This window comes from Kitasatospora sp. NPDC028961 (genome assembly GCF_055564815.1).
This window is the reverse complement of sequence record NZ_JBVHVO010000012.1, coordinates 139,216-153,703: the sequence shown is the minus strand read 5'-3', so window position 1 is coordinate 153,703 and position 14,488 is coordinate 139,216. Positions and strand designations below refer to the sequence as shown.

Annotated in this window: 16 protein-coding genes; 9 read left to right on the top strand and 7 right to left on the bottom strand. The window is 74.7% G+C overall.

The genetic code is table 11. From position 1 onward, the window contains the following. Positions 1-132: 132 nt before the first annotated feature. On the bottom strand, positions 133-549 hold the full coding sequence (locus ACZ4UX_RS21880) for an SsgA family sporulation/cell division regulator (protein ID WP_352293229.1): 417 nt from the start codon (positions 547-549) through the stop codon (positions 133-135). A gap of 398 nt (positions 550-947) precedes the next feature. Between ACZ4UX_RS21880 and ACZ4UX_RS21875 the strand changes: the two genes are divergently transcribed. Together ACZ4UX_RS21875 and ACZ4UX_RS21870 are read left to right on the top strand one after the other, a co-directional pair. Next, complete coding sequence (locus ACZ4UX_RS21875; protein WP_465707872.1) at positions 948-2,549, top strand: RDD family protein; 1,602 nt, start codon at positions 948-950, stop codon at positions 2,547-2,549. 79 nt (positions 2,550-2,628) lie between these two features. Beyond that, the gene (locus ACZ4UX_RS21870) at positions 2,629-3,384 is read left to right on the top strand and encodes an RDD family protein (protein ID WP_465707871.1); all 756 of its coding nucleotides are present in this window, start codon (positions 2,629-2,631) and stop codon (positions 3,382-3,384) included. Between the two features lie 36 nt (positions 3,385-3,420). Here the strand turns inward: ACZ4UX_RS21870 and ACZ4UX_RS21865 are convergent, their stop codons facing one another. Beyond that, complete coding sequence (locus ACZ4UX_RS21865) at positions 3,421-3,702, bottom strand: hypothetical protein (protein ID WP_465707870.1); 282 nt, start codon at positions 3,700-3,702, stop codon at positions 3,421-3,423. Between the two features lie 233 nt (positions 3,703-3,935). Here ACZ4UX_RS21865 and ACZ4UX_RS21860 point away from each other — a divergent pair, with 233 nt between their 5' ends. The 4 genes from ACZ4UX_RS21860 to mycP all read left to right on the top strand — a co-directional run bounded on the left by ACZ4UX_RS21860 (position 3,936) and on the right by mycP (position 8,073). Next, positions 3,936-4,649: an endonuclease V gene (locus tag ACZ4UX_RS21860; RefSeq protein ID WP_465707869.1), complete on the top strand. Its 714-nt coding sequence runs from the start codon at positions 3,936-3,938 to the stop codon at positions 4,647-4,649. Positions 4,650-4,776: 127 nt separating this feature from the next. Beyond that, a complete protein-coding gene (locus ACZ4UX_RS21855; RefSeq protein ID WP_329487850.1) occupies positions 4,777-5,223 on the top strand; it encodes a hypothetical protein in 447 nt (148 codons plus the stop codon). 43 nt (positions 5,224-5,266) lie between these two features. After that, entirely contained in the window at positions 5,267-6,736 is a 1,470-nt protein-coding gene (locus ACZ4UX_RS21850; protein WP_465707868.1) for a WXG100 family type VII secretion target, read from the top strand. A gap of 221 nt (positions 6,737-6,957) precedes the next feature. Beyond that, positions 6,958-8,073 carry a type VII secretion-associated serine protease mycosin gene (gene mycP / locus ACZ4UX_RS21845; RefSeq protein ID WP_465707867.1) on the top strand — a complete coding sequence of 372 codons (1,116 nt, stop codon included), beginning with the start codon at positions 6,958-6,960 and terminating at the stop codon, positions 8,071-8,073. Between the two features lie 24 nt (positions 8,074-8,097). Here mycP and ACZ4UX_RS21840 read toward each other — a convergent pair whose 3' ends face one another. Together ACZ4UX_RS21840 and ACZ4UX_RS21835 are read right to left on the bottom strand one after the other, a co-directional pair. Beyond that, positions 8,098-8,586, bottom strand: coding sequence for a GNAT family N-acetyltransferase (locus tag ACZ4UX_RS21840; protein ID WP_465707866.1), 489 nt, complete (start codon positions 8,584-8,586; stop codon positions 8,098-8,100). A gap of 156 nt (positions 8,587-8,742) precedes the next feature. After that, positions 8,743-9,402: an NAD(P)-dependent oxidoreductase gene (locus tag ACZ4UX_RS21835; protein ID WP_465707865.1), complete on the bottom strand. Its 660-nt coding sequence runs from the start codon at positions 9,400-9,402 to the stop codon at positions 8,743-8,745. A gap of 129 nt (positions 9,403-9,531) precedes the next feature. On the opposite strand from ACZ4UX_RS21835, the gene ACZ4UX_RS21830 reads away from it, so the two are divergent. Together ACZ4UX_RS21830 and ACZ4UX_RS21825 are read left to right on the top strand one after the other, a co-directional pair. Then, positions 9,532-9,927 carry a winged helix-turn-helix transcriptional regulator gene (locus tag ACZ4UX_RS21830; RefSeq protein WP_352293209.1) on the top strand — a complete coding sequence of 132 codons (396 nt, stop codon included), beginning with the start codon at positions 9,532-9,534 and terminating at the stop codon, positions 9,925-9,927. A gap of 115 nt (positions 9,928-10,042) precedes the next feature. Further along, positions 10,043-10,645, top strand: a complete 603-nt coding sequence (locus ACZ4UX_RS21825; protein ID WP_465707864.1) for a DinB family protein — start codon at positions 10,043-10,045, stop codon at positions 10,643-10,645. A gap of 66 nt (positions 10,646-10,711) precedes the next feature. Here ACZ4UX_RS21825 and ACZ4UX_RS21820 read toward each other — a convergent pair whose 3' ends face one another. Together ACZ4UX_RS21820 and ACZ4UX_RS21815 are read right to left on the bottom strand one after the other, a co-directional pair. After that, positions 10,712-11,146 carry an RNA polymerase sigma factor gene (locus tag ACZ4UX_RS21820; protein ID WP_352293205.1) on the bottom strand — a complete coding sequence of 145 codons (435 nt, stop codon included), beginning with the start codon at positions 11,144-11,146 and terminating at the stop codon, positions 10,712-10,714. Between the two features lie 719 nt (positions 11,147-11,865). Beyond that, positions 11,866-12,375 carry a hypothetical protein gene (locus ACZ4UX_RS21815; protein WP_465707863.1) on the bottom strand — a complete coding sequence of 170 codons (510 nt, stop codon included), beginning with the start codon at positions 12,373-12,375 and terminating at the stop codon, positions 11,866-11,868. Positions 12,376-12,630: 255 nt separating this feature from the next. On the opposite strand from ACZ4UX_RS21815, the gene ACZ4UX_RS21810 reads away from it, so the two are divergent. Next, positions 12,631-13,662: a hypothetical protein gene (locus ACZ4UX_RS21810; protein WP_329487843.1), complete on the top strand. Its 1,032-nt coding sequence runs from the start codon at positions 12,631-12,633 to the stop codon at positions 13,660-13,662. A 19-nt stretch (positions 13,663-13,681) separates the two neighbouring features. Here the strand turns inward: ACZ4UX_RS21810 and ACZ4UX_RS21805 are convergent, their stop codons facing one another. After that, on the bottom strand, positions 13,682-14,272 hold the full coding sequence (locus tag ACZ4UX_RS21805; protein WP_329487842.1) for an isochorismatase family protein: 591 nt from the start codon (positions 14,270-14,272) through the stop codon (positions 13,682-13,684). Between the last annotated feature and the right edge of the window lie 216 nt (positions 14,273-14,488).

Below are 14,488 nucleotides of genomic sequence, written 5' to 3'. Positions count from 1 at the left end.
CGGGGGTGCTCCGTCCGGGGCCGCCGTGGGCGGGGGTCCCGCTTCCGGGGGTTCCGCGTCCGGGGCTGTCCCGCCCGGGAGTGCCCGGTGCCGGGGCGGCCGGGGTGGGGCGGCGCCGTGCGGCGCGGTCGCTCACGCGAGCAGCTCGGCGAGCGACCCGTCCATGTCCAGCGCGGCCAGTTCGCTGCCCGGCGGCACCAGCCGGTGCGCCCGCTCCAGCCAGGCGGCCACCACCGGCAGCGGGGCCTCCAGCAGGGCGTCCCCGGCGGGCGAACTCAGGGCCATGCAGAGCACGCTGCGCCGGCCCGAGCGGGTCGGCCAGATCCGCACGTCCCCCTGGCCGCACGGCCGGAAGGTGCCCTCCACCAGCAGCTCGCGGGCGAACACCCAGGTGACCGGCGAGCCGGTGTCCAGGTGGAAGGTGATGTGCACCGCGTAGGGGTCGTGGCTGCCGTAGGACAGCCGGGCCGGGACGGGGACGCTGTGCTCGGGGGAGAGCACCAGGTTGAGTTCCAGCTCGTGCTCGACCACGCTCGTCGCGCGCTCCATGATCGGGTTCCTCTCTGACTCCGGTTCGTGCCCGGTTCCGGGCCCTGTGACCTTGGAGAGCGCGGGTCGCGGGCGCTCTTACACATGTTTCCGAGATTTCTTGGCGGAGTTCCCGCGGGCGTGGGCGGGCCGTGGAGACCGTGGGGGGAGCGGGCGAGGGTCCGCTGAACGCGCGCCGTCCTCCTTATCCCGGGCGGACCCGGTCTGTCCGGCGATCGCGCAACTTGCCACCTTCGCGCCGCCGAGGTACTACCCTTTGTGACTGCCCCGCGACTGTCCGCCAATGAGGCGGTGTCCTCGCGCGCGCCGACGGGCGAAGCGACCTCCGCCGCCCGAGTCGCCGTCGCGTGGTCCGCCCGCCGGTTGCGCCGCAACGGCCCTGCCAGAAAGAAGACCCCATGACGGACCGGCCCTTCGCCGGCGGCGCGGAGACGGCCGTCGGCCCCACCCCGGGGTACTACCCCGACCCCTCGGTGCCCGGCTTCGTGCGCTACTGGGGCGGTACCGCGTGGGTGCCGGGCACCAGCCGCCCGGCCCCGGCCGCGGGCGAGGTGCTGCAGCCGCCCCGGTTCGCGGCCCGCCGCGGCGGCGTGGCGGGCGGTGCGGGGGTCGGGCCCGGGGCGGGGGCGCGCTTCGTGCCGCCGCCGGCGTCGCCGGAGGCCCATTCGCCGTCGTCCGCGGTGCCGTCTTCCGCTGTACCTCCGTCCGTCGCGCCTTCGTCCGTCGCGCCTTCGCGTGCGGTGCCCTCGCCCGCGGTGCCGGCGATCGCCGGGGTGGCCGGGGAGACCGGGCCGGTGTACCTGGACCAGACGGCGGGTGGGGCGTCGTTCAGCGTCGGGCCGCAGCTGGCGGCCCGTGCGGCGCTACGTCCGGCGGTGGCGCAACCGGTCGCCGGTGGGGAGGCGGCGCGCGCCGGGGAGATCCACGACGGGGCCGCCGGGCGGGAGCCCGACGGGGCCGTCGAGGAGGTCGAGGAGCAGCGTGCGGGCGAGCCGGGGGCCGTCGGCTGGCAGGTCGACCCGCGGGCGCAGCGTGGCCTGATGGAGACCGGCGGTGCGCCGCGCTGGGTCTCCTGGGGCGTGCTGCCGGGGGCGGAGCCGGACTCCGGCGCGGACGGGCCGGCGGAGGATCGGGCGGTGGGTGCGGCGCGTCCGTCCGGCGAGGCGTCCGGCGAGCGGGCGGAGCCCGTCGCCGCGCCGGTGGCCGGGCGTGCTCCCGGGGCGGTGCCGGTGCCCGCGTCGGTGCCTGCGCCTGCTGCGGAGCCGGAGCCGGAGCCGGTGTCGGAGTCGCGGCCGGAGCCCGAGCCGGTGTCGGGGTCGGAGCCGGAAGCCGCGGCCGAGTCGGCCGTCGCGGTGGTGCCCGCCGTCACGGTCCCCCGCACCCTCATCACCTCGTCCGCCGCCCCGGTCGCGGGGCCGGTCGGAGCCCCCGCTCCGGGCGCGCTCGCCGACCCGGCGAAGGCCGGGGCCGCCGCGCCCCGGCCGGCTCGCCGTCGTCCCCCGGCCCCGCTGCCCGCCGGGCTCGGACGCCGGCTGGCCGCCCGGCTGGTGGACACCGCCGTCCTCGCCGTGGTCGCCACCGCGACCGCCATCCCGCTCGGCAACTCCGTGGTGTCCCACGTCCAGCAGAAGCTCGACCAGGCCAGGATGGCCAGCGCGCTGACCCGCCGCCAGGTGGACGTCTGGCTGGTGGACGGGGTGGTGCTGGGCAAGGTGGCCGTCCTGTTCGCCGTCCTCGCCTTCGTCGGGGTGCTCTACGAAGTCCTGCCGACCGCCCGCACCGGGCAGACCTTCGGCAAGCGCCTGGTCCGGATCCGGGTGGTCGACGCGGCTCCGTCGGCCGCCCGGGGCCGGCTGAGCCTCGCCCGGTCGCTGGCCCGCTGGCTGGCCCGGAACGCCTCGGCGGTGCTGCTGCTCGGCCTGGTCTGGCCGCTGTTCGACCGCCCCGCCCGGCGCGGGTGGCACGACCGGATGGCGGGCACCCGGGTGGTCCGGGACTGACCGCGGTCCGCCGGAGGTTGCCGGGCGAAACGGACTAAATATCCGAAACTTAGCCAATCTGCAATGTTCTACTCGGTGAATGAGCACCCAGAACCCCTCAGGCTCCGAGCCGGAGGGGGGCGGTCAGCCCTCCTTCGACAAGCAGCCCCCGTCCCCGGGTGGCGGCACGCCGGAAGGTGCGCCGTCGGACCCGTCCGGAAACCCGCCGCCGTCCTCGACCCCGCCGCCCGGCAACCCCTACGGCGACCGGCCCGGCGCGTACGGGGGCGACTACGGGGGCACCCCCGGCGGTTCGCCGTACGGGCGACCGCCGTACGGGCAGGACCCGTACGGCGGGCCGCCGTCCGACCAGCCGCCGCCCGGATACGGGCCTGCGGGGCACGGCACGCCCGGCGCCGGGCCCGTCCCCGGGATGCCGCCGCTCGGCACCTGGCCGAACCGGATCCTCGCGCAGGTGATCGACTACGTCCTGGTGCAGATCGTGGCGATCGTCCTGGTGCTGCCCTTCGCCACGCTCAGCGACCGCTCGGGCGAGGCCGGCGCGTTCTGGCTGGCCTGCGGCCTCTACCTGATCTATGACGGCGTGATGCTCAGCCGGGCCGGCCAGACCCTCGGCAAGAAGGCCATGAAGATCAGGGTCGCGATGCTGATCGACGGCAGCACGCCGCCACCGGCCGCCGCCTGGACCAGGGCCGCCGTCTTCATCCTCCCTGCGGTCATCTGCTGCGCGGCGCTCTGGTGGCTGATCGACGGCCTGTTCGGCGTCTTCGACAAGCCGTACCGCCAGTGCCTCCACGACAAGGCCGCGAAGACCGTGGTGGTCTCCACGGTCTGATCCCGTCCGCTGTCCGGACCGCCCGGTGGTGCCGCCTCAGCGCTGCCGGGCGTACGCGTGCCCGGCCGGGGCCGGGGCGTCGGCTTGGAGGGGTGCCGCGCCGGGCGTGGCGGTCGCGCCGGCCGTGGCGTTGGTGCGGCGCTGCGCGGCGGTGGACAGCGACAGCAGCGTCACCAGCGTCCCGAGGGCGAGCGCGAAGCCCACCAGCACGGCGATCTCCAGGACGCCCGTGGCGCCCGAGACGGCCAGCAGCGCCACGGCGGCGGCGACGACGGTGCAGGTGCCGAGGCAGAACTGAGCGGTGGTCGGGCGCGGCATGGCGATCGGTCCTTCGCACGTCGGGGGAACGGGCGGGAAGCGGGGTGGAGCGGTGCCGGTGCTGGAAACCTCTCCACAACTCCTACCCAGTACGGCAGTTCGGTAAGTGCAGCCTAAGCCGCCGGATCCGGGGCACGGGGGGCGCACAGGCTCACTGCGGGGTCGTCCGCCCCACTCGGTACGGTGACCGGGACACATTCCTTGACACCCGACGCCCCAGGGGGAGACCCTCCGTGCCCATCCCCGCCGACTGGCCCGCCACCGAGGCCGAGGCGCTCGCCGAACAGGAACGGCTGCGCCCGCTCGTCCAGCCGTACGGCCCCGGCCCGGGGGCCGGCACCGAGGCCGACGACACGCTGATCGCCGGTGTGGACGTCGCCTACGACGACGAACGGGACCTCGTGGTCGCCGCCGCCGTGGTCCTGGACCGCGACACCCTGGCCGTCGTCGACGAGTCGACCGCCGTCGGCCGGATCGCCTTCCCCTACGTGCCCGGCCTGCTCGCCTTCCGTGAACTCCCGGCCGTGCTGGACGCCCTGGCCGCCCTCCGCCGCACCCCCGGCACCGTGGTCTGCGACGGCTACGGCCTCGCCCACCCGCGCCGCCTCGGCCTGGCCAGCCACCTCGGCGTGCTCACCGGCCTGCGCACACTCGGCGTCGCCAAGACCCCGTTCGTCTTCGACCACCACGAGCCCGGGGCCGCCCGCGGCGCCTGGACCCCGCTCACCGACCCGGCCACCGGGGAGGAGGTCGGCCGCGCCGTCCGGACCAGGCCCGGCGTCAAACCGGTGTTCGTCTCCGTCGGCCACCGGATCGGCCTGTCCGAGGCGGTCGCCACCACCCTGGCCCTCGCCCCGCACTACCGGCTGCCCGAGACCACCCGCCGCGCCGACTCGCTCTGCCGCCGCGCCCTCGCCGCCCGACAGCTTGGAACAGCCGTGAACTGACGGTCCGCCAGCATCTCGACTGCTTCGCCGCGAGCACCGTTCAGCTTGCCCCGCCCATGTGTTAGACATGTGTCTCCCGGAGCTGTGCACGACAGCGCGGGGCGGACGCACGGGGGAGGCGCCGGACGTGTCAACGGGGACCGGATCGACGGGCGGGGCCGGCGGCGGCTACCGCGTCGAAGTCGAGCAACTACGGGCCTTCGCCGCCCAGGTGCGGCTTCTGCTGGCCGAGTTCGAACGCCATGCCGACGGCACCCGCACCCACGGACAGAGCGCCGTCGGCAAGACCTCCTTCGGCACCTTCGCCGAGGCCACCGAACTGCACGGCCGGTACCAGACGATGCGCGACGGCCTGCGCGACGTGCTCAACCAGCTCCAGGAGGCCGTCGACGAGGCCCAGAAGAAGGCCGAACTCACCGCCACCAACTACCAGGAGCAGGAACACCGCACCGCTGGCAAGCTGAAACTCGGCGACGACGGCTGGTCGGTGGCGGCACCGTCCGCCACCAGCACCGCCGCCTACACCCGCACGGTGGCGCCGCCCCGGCACGACGGCGGGAAGTCCGAACGATGAGCGCCGACCGGGCACAGCCCCGCGGGAACGGAGGCGGCCGCCGATGACGTACACCAACTTCAACGACTACAGCCACGCCGAACTCCGGAAGATGGCCCAGGCCCTCAACCCCGGAGAGGTGATGGCCGCCGGCGACCCCTGGCGCCGCGCCGCCGACACCCTCAAAGCCATCCGCGCCACCCTCACCCGGGCCAGCACCGAGGCCGCCGTCAGCTGGGAGGGCACCACCAGCGACGCCTTCCACACCCGCATGCTCAACCTCGCCGCCACCATCAACAACGCGGCCTCCTACGCCAACGACGCCGCCAACACCCTCAAGGCGATGTCCGAGGCCATCGCCAAGGCCAAGCACGACATGCCCGAGGAACCCAGCGGCTGGGACCAGGTCAAGGACGGCATCGGCGACACCGTCTCGTCCCTCTTCGGCGACGACGACGAGGACAGCAGGACGGCCATCGCCGAACAGCGCAAACTCGAAGCCGCCGCGGTGATGCAGACCCTCGCCATGCACTACCGCGTCGCCACCCCGATGCTGAAGCCACCACCGCCTTACCAGCCGGGGCCGCTTCGTGAGGAGACTCGCGATGTCACCCCGTCCGACGATGCGGCGGGTGCGCCGTTTCTGAGTGCCCTCACGACCGGCGCCAACTTCGTCGGCGCGGGGTCCACACCGGCCCCCAACAGTGGCTCGGCGCCGCGGATCCAGAAGCCCGGGAACCAGGCCGCCCCGAAGCCGGTGGCGGCGAAGACGGTACCGGCAGCCCCTACCGATCCGGGGATCAAGGGGGGAACCGCTCAGCCGGTACCCAAGCCTCCGTCAGTCGGTCACGTCGGTCCGGGGACCGGGATCGACGGCACGCCGACCACTCTTCCCGCGCCGTCGGGTGGCACCCAGACCACCCACGCCGTTACTCCGGGCGGTCCTACCGGTGTCAGTCCCGGTAGTGGGCCTCTCACCACCGGAGGTGGACTGGTGAGGGGTGCGACGGATGGAAGGCCGGCCGGCGGCCAGGGCAAGGCCGAGCCGCAGGGCAAGGCGGAGGTGCAGGGCAGGGCCGCGGCGCCGGGCAAGGACGGGACGCAGGGCAAGGGGCCGTTCAGCCGGACGAACCCGCCCGGCCGGCCGGAAGCCCGTGGTGGCAAGGCGTTCGGTGTCGGCGAGGTCCACGAGGGCGGTTTCCGGGCGGCCGGCCGGCCTGCCGCGGGGCCCCAGCCCGGAGAGACCGTGCCGGGGCGGAGCGGAGGCATCGTCGGCGAGGGAGGACGACCGAGCGGCGGGCCCGGGGCGAAGCAGTCGTTCACCGAGGGCGGCTCCGGGCTCGGAGCCCGGAGTCGGGCGGCCAGGGGCGAATCGGGAGGGAGCGCTGCGGGGGGCATGGGGCCCGGCGTGCCGTTCGGTGACACACGACGTAAGGACGACAAGGGCAAGGACGGCAAGCGCCCCGACTACCTCGTGGAGGACGAGGAGACCTGGGCGTCGGAGAAGCCGACCAATCCGAACGTGGTGGAATGAGGTCTGTCCGAAGGGACTGGCCGAACGACCGGTCGTCCCGTGGGCCACTGGCCTGCGGGACGCTTCGCTGAGTGGGGTGACCAGGCTTGACGAGCAGTCGAGTAGGGCGTGGGGCAGCCGTGCTTGCTGCTGGAGCCCTGGTGTGGGGTTCGGCAGCTTCCCCGGCGGTCGCGGATCAGATCCGGGACGCCCAGTGGCCGCTGAAGAAGTACCAGGCTGACGTGAAGATCTGGCCGGTCAGCCAGGGCGACGGCATCGTCGTCGCCGTCGTCGACAGCGGAGTCAAGGACGACCATCAGGATCTCACCGGTCAGGTGCTGCCCGGCGCTGACTTCTCGGGCGGGACGACGGACGGCCGGGTGGACACGAACGGCCACGGGACCGGGATGGCGAGCCTGATCGCAGGCGTGGGGCATGGCTCCCAGGCCGGAATCGAGGGTCTGGCGCCGAAGTCGAAGATCCTCCCGATCAAGGTCAGAAGTGACGGGGAGTCCCCGGAGCTCCAGCAGTCTGACATCGCACTGGCCATCAGGTTCGCCGCGGATCACGGGGCGAAGGTCATCAACATGTCGGTCGGATTTGCGCGACTCGATTCGCAGGCGCGCTCCGCAGTCGACTACGCGGCTTCCAAAGATGTCGTCCTCGTGGCGGCCACGGGAAACAGCGGGGACAAGGGCACTCCTGTGGAGTACCCGGCGGCCTTCCCGGGAGTGGTCGCGGTGGCGGCGGTCGATGAACAGGGCAAGGTGTGGGAGAAGTCGACGTTCGGACCTGAGACCACGCTGGCCGCGCCGGGTGTGGAGGTCTATCACGCCACGGCGAAGTCGGTATCGGCCTACGGAGTCGGCCAGGGCACCTCCGACGCCACCGCCTACGTCTCCGCCACCGCCGCGCTGATCAGGTCGAAGTATCCCGGGCTCTCGGCGGGGCAGGTCATCAATCGGATGATCAAGAGTGCGACGGCGCCGGGGGACGGGTCGGCGGTGCCGAACGCGCATTACGGGTACGGGATCGTCGATCCGGCCAAGGCGCTGGAGGCGAATCCCGCGGTGGACGGCGGGCCCAGGGCCAATCCGTTGCTCGGGCGGGCGGAGTCGCAGGGGGCTCCGCCGGATTCCGGGGCGGTGCCCGGCGACGGTGCCTCCGGGCCGCCGATGGCGGCGCCGGTGGCGGGGGCGGGCGGGAACGCGGGGGTCACGTACACGCTGCTCGGGGCCGGTGGGCTGCTGGTGGTGGTCGCCGGGGTGGCGGCGGGGTTGGCGGCGCGGGCGCGGAAGCGGCGGCGGGCCGTCGCGGCGAGCCCCTATCCGTACCCGCCGCAGCCGCCGCAGTGGTGAGCCGGGTGTGCGCGGGCGCCGTCCTCAGAGCCGGCGGTGCATGATGTGCAGGCCGACGTAGCCCTTCCGGGGGTGGTGGAAGGCTTCGGGGACGGTGGTGAGGATCTCGAAGCCCAGGGACTCCCAGAGGGCCACCGCACGGGTGTTGGTCTCCACGACGGCGTTGAACTGCATCGCGCGGTAGCCGTCGGCGCGGGCCTGGTCGAGGACGTGGGCGGCGAGGGCGCGGGCGACGCCCCGGCCGGAGTGGCGGGGGTCGACCATGAAGCCCGCGTTGGCGACGTGGGCGCCGCCGCCGGCCTGGTTGGGGTGGCTCTCGGCGGTGCCCAGGACGGTGCCGTCCTCGTCGACGGCGACGAAGGTGCGGCCGGGGGCGGGTTTGCACCAGAGCGCGCGGGCCCGGTCCTCGGTGGTGTCGCGGTCCCAGCTGTAGGTCTCGCCGGCGGCGACGATCTCGCGGAGGAAGGCCCAGATGGCCGGCCAGTCGGCGGGGGTGGCTTCGCGGATGAGCATGGTGCCCAGCATGGACCCGGGCACCCCCGCCCGACCAGGGGGTTTCGCCGCGCGACGCCCGGTCCACCGGCGCCCGGTCGCGCCGACGCCCGGCCGCCCCGACACCCAGTCCCCCGGCGCCCGGCCGCGCGCCGCCACCCCGTCGTGCGGCCCCGGCTACGCCGCGACGGCGATCTGCTCACGGTGGTGCGCCGGTGCGGCGGCCTCGTCGACCACGGCCACCGCGAGGTCGGCCTGGGCGATCCGCTCGCCGAGGACCCGCGGGCCGCCGACCCGGTAGCGGCCGGTGCCGGGCGCGGTGCGGTCGAGGTCGAGGGGCGGGGTGACGACGACCCAGTCCAGCGCGGGGGCGGACGTGCGCAGCCGGTCCAGTGCGCCGGAGTGGCCGAGCGAGAAGGCGCGGTAGGCCTCGGGGAACGTGGGGTCGTCGTGGACGGCGGTGCCGGGCGCGGTCTCCAGCGTGGTGGCGACGCCCACGTGGACCAGGCGGTGGACCCCGGCCGTGGCGAGGCCGGCCACCAGGGCGTCGGTGGTGGCCCGGTAGAACCGGACGGAGGGCACGTCGGGGGTGTACACGGTGCTGACGGCGGCGGTGTGCCCGAGGGCCGCGGCGGCGACGGCGGCCTCGTCGGTGACGTCGCAGCGGACCAGGGCGGCGCCGGTGTCCGCGAGGTCGCGGTGGCGCTCGGGGTCGCGCACGGCGGCGGTGACGGTCAGCCCGCGCCGCCGGGCCTCGGCGACCACGGCGCGCCCGACCTGCCCGCCCGCGCCGAACACGATGACGTCTGTTCCGACCTGCTTGCCGGTGCTGCTCATGGCGGTCTCCGTCCGCTCGCCGGGGGCGCTGTCGCCCGCCGTTGCCGGGACGGTAGACCGGGGGGTGCCGGTTACTTCAACGGTACCGGCGCGGGGCCGGCCGGACGCCGCGTCGGCTACCTTCGGGGCATGACCCGGCCCGTGCTCGAACCGCTGCCCCCGGACTTCTTCGACCCGGACTGCCCGGTGCCGACGATCCCGGTGCTGGGCGGCAGGAAGTGGTCCTGGAGGATCATGCGCTGTCTGGAGGGCGGCCCGCGCCGCTTCTCCGAGCTGCGGGTGCCGCTGGTCGGCATCACCTCGAAGGTGCTGGCCGAGTCCTTGCGCGCGATGGAGCAGGACGGCGCGGTGAGCCGCACCGAGTACGACGAGAACCCGCCCCGGGTGGAGTACGCGCTGACGCCGCTCGGCCGCACGCTACTGGAGCCGATGGACGCGCTCTGCGACTGGAGCCGCCGGAACCTGGCCGGCCTGCTGGAGGCGCGGGAGGCGTACGAGCGGGACGAGGCCGGGCGGAACGGCTGAGCCGGGCGGGACGGCTGAGCGGGGCGGTGCGGCCGTGCGGCGCTGGCAGGATGTCGGCGGTCGCTGGCGGTCGGGCCGCTGGTGGCGGGCCGTTCCCCGCGGCCATCCTGGACGCATGACCAGCCCTGAGAACGCCCCCGCCCCGAAGGCTCCGGCCGCCGCCCCCGGAACCGTCGACACCCCCGACGCCGTCGTCCCGGACACCAAGGACTGGACCTGGGTGCTGGAGCGGGCCTGCCCGGACTGCGGCCTGGACTCCGGGGCCGTGGCCCGCGAGGCCGTCCCCGGGCTGATCCGGGCCAACGCGGAGGCCTGGGTGGCGGTCCTGGCCGGCGACGGGGAGGCGCTGCGCCGGCGGCCCCGCCCGGAGACCTGGTCGGACCTGGAGTACGCCTGCCACGTGCGGGACGTCTTCCGGCTGTTCCACGTCCGGCTGAACCTCATGCTCGACCGGGAGGGCCCGGACTTCCCGAACTGGGACCAGGACGAGACGGCCGTCGCCGAACGCTACGGGGAGCAGCGGCCGGACGCCGTCGCGGCGGATCTGGCCGCGGCGGCGCGGATCCTGGCGGACGCCTTCGAGCGGGTCACGGACGAGCAGTGGCGGCGCACCGGCAACCGCAGCGACGGCGCGCGCTTCACGGTGGAGTCGTTCGCCCGCTACCTGGTCCACGACCCGGTCCACCACCTCTACGACGTGACGGGCGAGCGGGTCTGATCCACCGGTCGCGGGTCCGGGCGCCGGTGCGCGGCGCGGCGGCCCGGCGCGAGGGCTCGGCCGGGGTCACCAGCCGGAGGCCTCACGCAGCATGGTGCGGCGGAGTCGGCCGGCCACGCTGGCGGTGTCGGTGCCGATGACATCGGCGATCTCGGGTGCGGCGAGGCCGACCACGTAGTGCAGGATCGCCAGGTCGTCGTCGGCGGCCGGGTGGTCGGGTCCGGGCCGGCGGGTGTGGTCGCCGACCGTGCCGCGCAGGATCTGCCAGGCGTGCGCCGTGGGGTTGGAGCTGCCCAGCAACTCCCGCCAGTGGACGGCGATTTCGGCGAAGGCCTGTTGGACCGCGCCGGCCGCCTCGGTCTGGTCCGGCAGCCATACCCGGGCGTAGCTGAGGTACCGCGGTCGGTGCAGCTCGCAGAAGGCCGCGAACTCCAGCGGTACGGCAGGCGGTTCGTCGAGCCCCGGGGGAGGCTCGGCGGTGCTGTCATGACGGTTGGTCATCTCGGCTTCTCGGCAAGTGAGATGGGCTTCTGACGGTCGATCATCTGTGCTCACTCTACGGTAGGCGCTCGGTGCGCTGGGTGACCAATCGGATTGAATGCCCGGAACGCACCGCCGCTCGGCCGGTTCCGGCGGTGGCCGGATGCGGGCGAGCGGACGGCAAGGTGGCGCGGGGCCGGTGGTGGAGTGGGGCGCAGTGGTGCGGCAGGCGCGGATCTGAGTGCGTCGTGGCCGGTCAGCGGGGTGGGGCGACGGAATCGCGGGGCGGTTGATGAGCCACCGTAGGCGGTTCGGCGGCTCACGTCCACGCCATCGGCGTGAAGCCGCACGCGCGCAACCGGTCGCGCGCGTGGCGGGCCTGGGCAGGTGTTCGGACGGTCCCCGGGGCGGGTCGGCGAAGGGGTGGTGCGCTCGCGCCGCCGGGGGGCGGTGCCGGGTGGGAGCCGGTCGGCCGGGGAGGGGTCGCGTGGGGCCGGATGGGGCCTGACGGAGTCCCCGGTGCAGCCCGGTGGGGCCGTGCGGTGCTGGGCGGGGCCGTGCGGTGCTGTGCGGAGACGGTGGGGACGGGTGGACCGGGACCGGGTCCGAAGCGGTGCGGTCGGTGCGGTCGAGGCGGCGGGGCGGGCGGTCCGGCCCCCTCCGGCCGCCCTGTCCGTGTCGGTGGCGCTCCGGCGCCCGGCGCGCGGGCGCGTGACGCGGGTCGCTCGTCCGAGCGAACGTCAGCCGGTGCGCCCGGCCTCCGAAGTGGTGATCCGGCCGTCCGCCGCGGCGGCCCGTCCGAGCTGGGCGGGAAATGCCTCGACGGCCCGCCGCCGGGCCAGTTCGGCCGCCGCCGCGGCGGCTCCGGCGCTCGCGCTGGCGGCCGGGTCCGGCCCGGTGGGGTCGTCGGTCCGTCGTTCGCGGCCGACCGCGGTGCGGGCGGCCTGGTCCTCGGCCGCCTGTCTCGCGGCCAGGTAGGCCTGGACGGCGGCCATCCCGTAGACGGGCTGGATCAGCTGGTGGCCCTTGAAGAAGGGCCTGGCGGGGGCGAATCCGGCGGCGACCACCAGGTCGCGGATCTCGGCTATCTCCGCCTCGCTGCGGGCGGTGAAGCGAACCTCCCAGCCCTTTTTGTACGTATGGCCCTGTTCGCCGCTGCGGCGGGCCGGGTCCGGCCGGCGGACGTATCCGGGCAGGCGGCCAAGGCGGAGCTGGGCCGCGCGGAGGCCGGCGGTCTCGTCACGTGACATGCACCAAGAGTAGGCAATCCGGGGAGTGGGAGTGACGTCCGGACGCGCTTCATCGTATGCCCTTGGTCACGCACGGTCAGACACCCTGGTGGTCGATTGGCATCGATCAATGATGACAAGTATATGAACGCCTATTACGCCGAATGAGTGAGGGTATGAGGACTTTAGTGCGGGCTGGTCCCGGTTTCGCGACGGTTGGGTAACAGTGCGTCAGGTGGCCGATGGTCGGTGCGGGCGGTTGGGGATGGTGTCGGCATGAGCTACCGGATCCCCTCGCCGCCGCCCTCCCTGGAGGAACTGGCGAAGCGTCAGCAGAACGTCATCACCGCCAGCCAGCTGCGCGCCCGGGGCGTGCCGGCCCGGGTGGTCACCGAGCACTGCCGTCGCGGCGGCCCCTGGCAGCGGCTGCTGCCCAGGGTCTACCTCCTGCAGTCCGCCGAGCCGACCCCGGAGCAGCGGATGTGGGCGGCCCTGCTCTACGCCGCGCAGAACGGGCGCGAGGAGGGCCGCCGGGAGGGTGCGGTGATCACCGGGACGGCCGCGCTGGCGCTCTACGGCTTCGCCGCCGTGCCCCGGCTGCCCGCCGTCACCGGGGTGGACGTCCTGGTGCCCCGCCAGCGCCGCCTGAAGGACGCCGGCGGGGTGCGGATCCGGCGCACCGAGCGGGAGTTGGTCGCCAGTTCGGTGCACGGCCTGGCCTGCGCGCCGGTCGCCCGGGCGGTCGCCGACGCGCTGCGCGAGTGGACGGCGGACGGTGCCGCGCCGGAGTTCGGCGAGGGCGTCGCGCTGCCGGTCCGCGCGGTGCTGCGGGAGGCCGTGGCGCGCCCCGGCATCCGCTGCACGGTCCGGGAGTTGGTCGCCGAGCTGACCGAGTCCGGGCTGGCCGCCGACCTGCGGGTGCGGGCCGCGCTGGACGAACTGCTGGCCGCCGAGCGGGAGGCGGTGCTGGAGCGGGTCGGCGCCCTGCTGGACGAGTGGTTGCTGCCCGCCCCGCTGACCGGTCCCGAGCTGCGGATGCGCGGCGGCACCTACATCGCCGTCCCGGACCTCTACTGGCCGCGGTCGGGGGTGGCGGTGGAGGTCGACTCCGAGCTGCGCTGCGTCAGCGAGGGGGAGGCCGCCTGGGTGCGCGCCGGCCAGCACCGGATGGAGTACCTCGGGGTCCGGGTGGTCTACCTCTCCGGTGCGCGGCTGGCCGACGAGCCGGAGGCCGTCGGCGCCGAGCTGCGCGAGGCCTTCCGGCAGGGCGGCACCGACGTGGTGGAGCTGCTGGTCACCGAGCGGTGAGCCGGCGCCGCTCCGGGGCTCAGCCCCGAACCGTCGGCGTCCCGACCAGTTCGACGCCGGCCGCCCGCAGCTCCTCCAGCGCGGCGGCGGTGGTCCGCGGCGACACACCGGCCGTGAGGTCGAGCAGGATCCGGGTCGCGAAGCCCGCCCGGACGGCGTCCAGCGCGGTGGCCTTGACGCAGTGGTCGGTGGCGAGCCCGACCACGTCGACCTCGCTGACCTGACGCTCGCGCAGCCACTCGATCGGGCCGCGGTTGTTCTCGTCGACGCCCTCGAATCCGCTGTACGCCGCCGCGTAGGCGCCCTTGTCGAAGACCGCCTCGATCGCGCCGGAGGTGACGGAGGGCGCGAAGTTGGGGTGGAAGCCGACGCCCTCGGTGCCCGCCACGCAGTGCACCGGCCAGCTGTTGACGTAGTCCGGGTGGTCGGAGAAGTGGTCGCCCGGATCGATGTGGTTGTCGCGGGTCGCGAGGACGTGCTGGTAGCCGGCGGGGGACTCGGCGATCAGGTCGGTGATCGCGGCGGCCACCTCGGCCCCGCCGGCGACGGCCAGGCTGCCGCCCTCGCAGAAGTCGTTCTGCACGTCGACGACGATCAGTGCCCGGTGCATGGCTTGCATCCTCGGTGGTGTGGTGGGGGCGGTGCGCTGGTTTCTCCGCGCTTCCGGTTGAACTCTACGGTCGACTGTAGGCAGTGGCACCCGGTGGCGGGGGGGGGGGGGGGGGGGGGGGGGGGGGGGGGCCGGGGGGGGGGGGGGGGGGGGGGGGGGGTGGGGGAGAATGGGGCGGGGGAGAGGACTGCCTAGCAGCTATAAGTCCCGCACAAC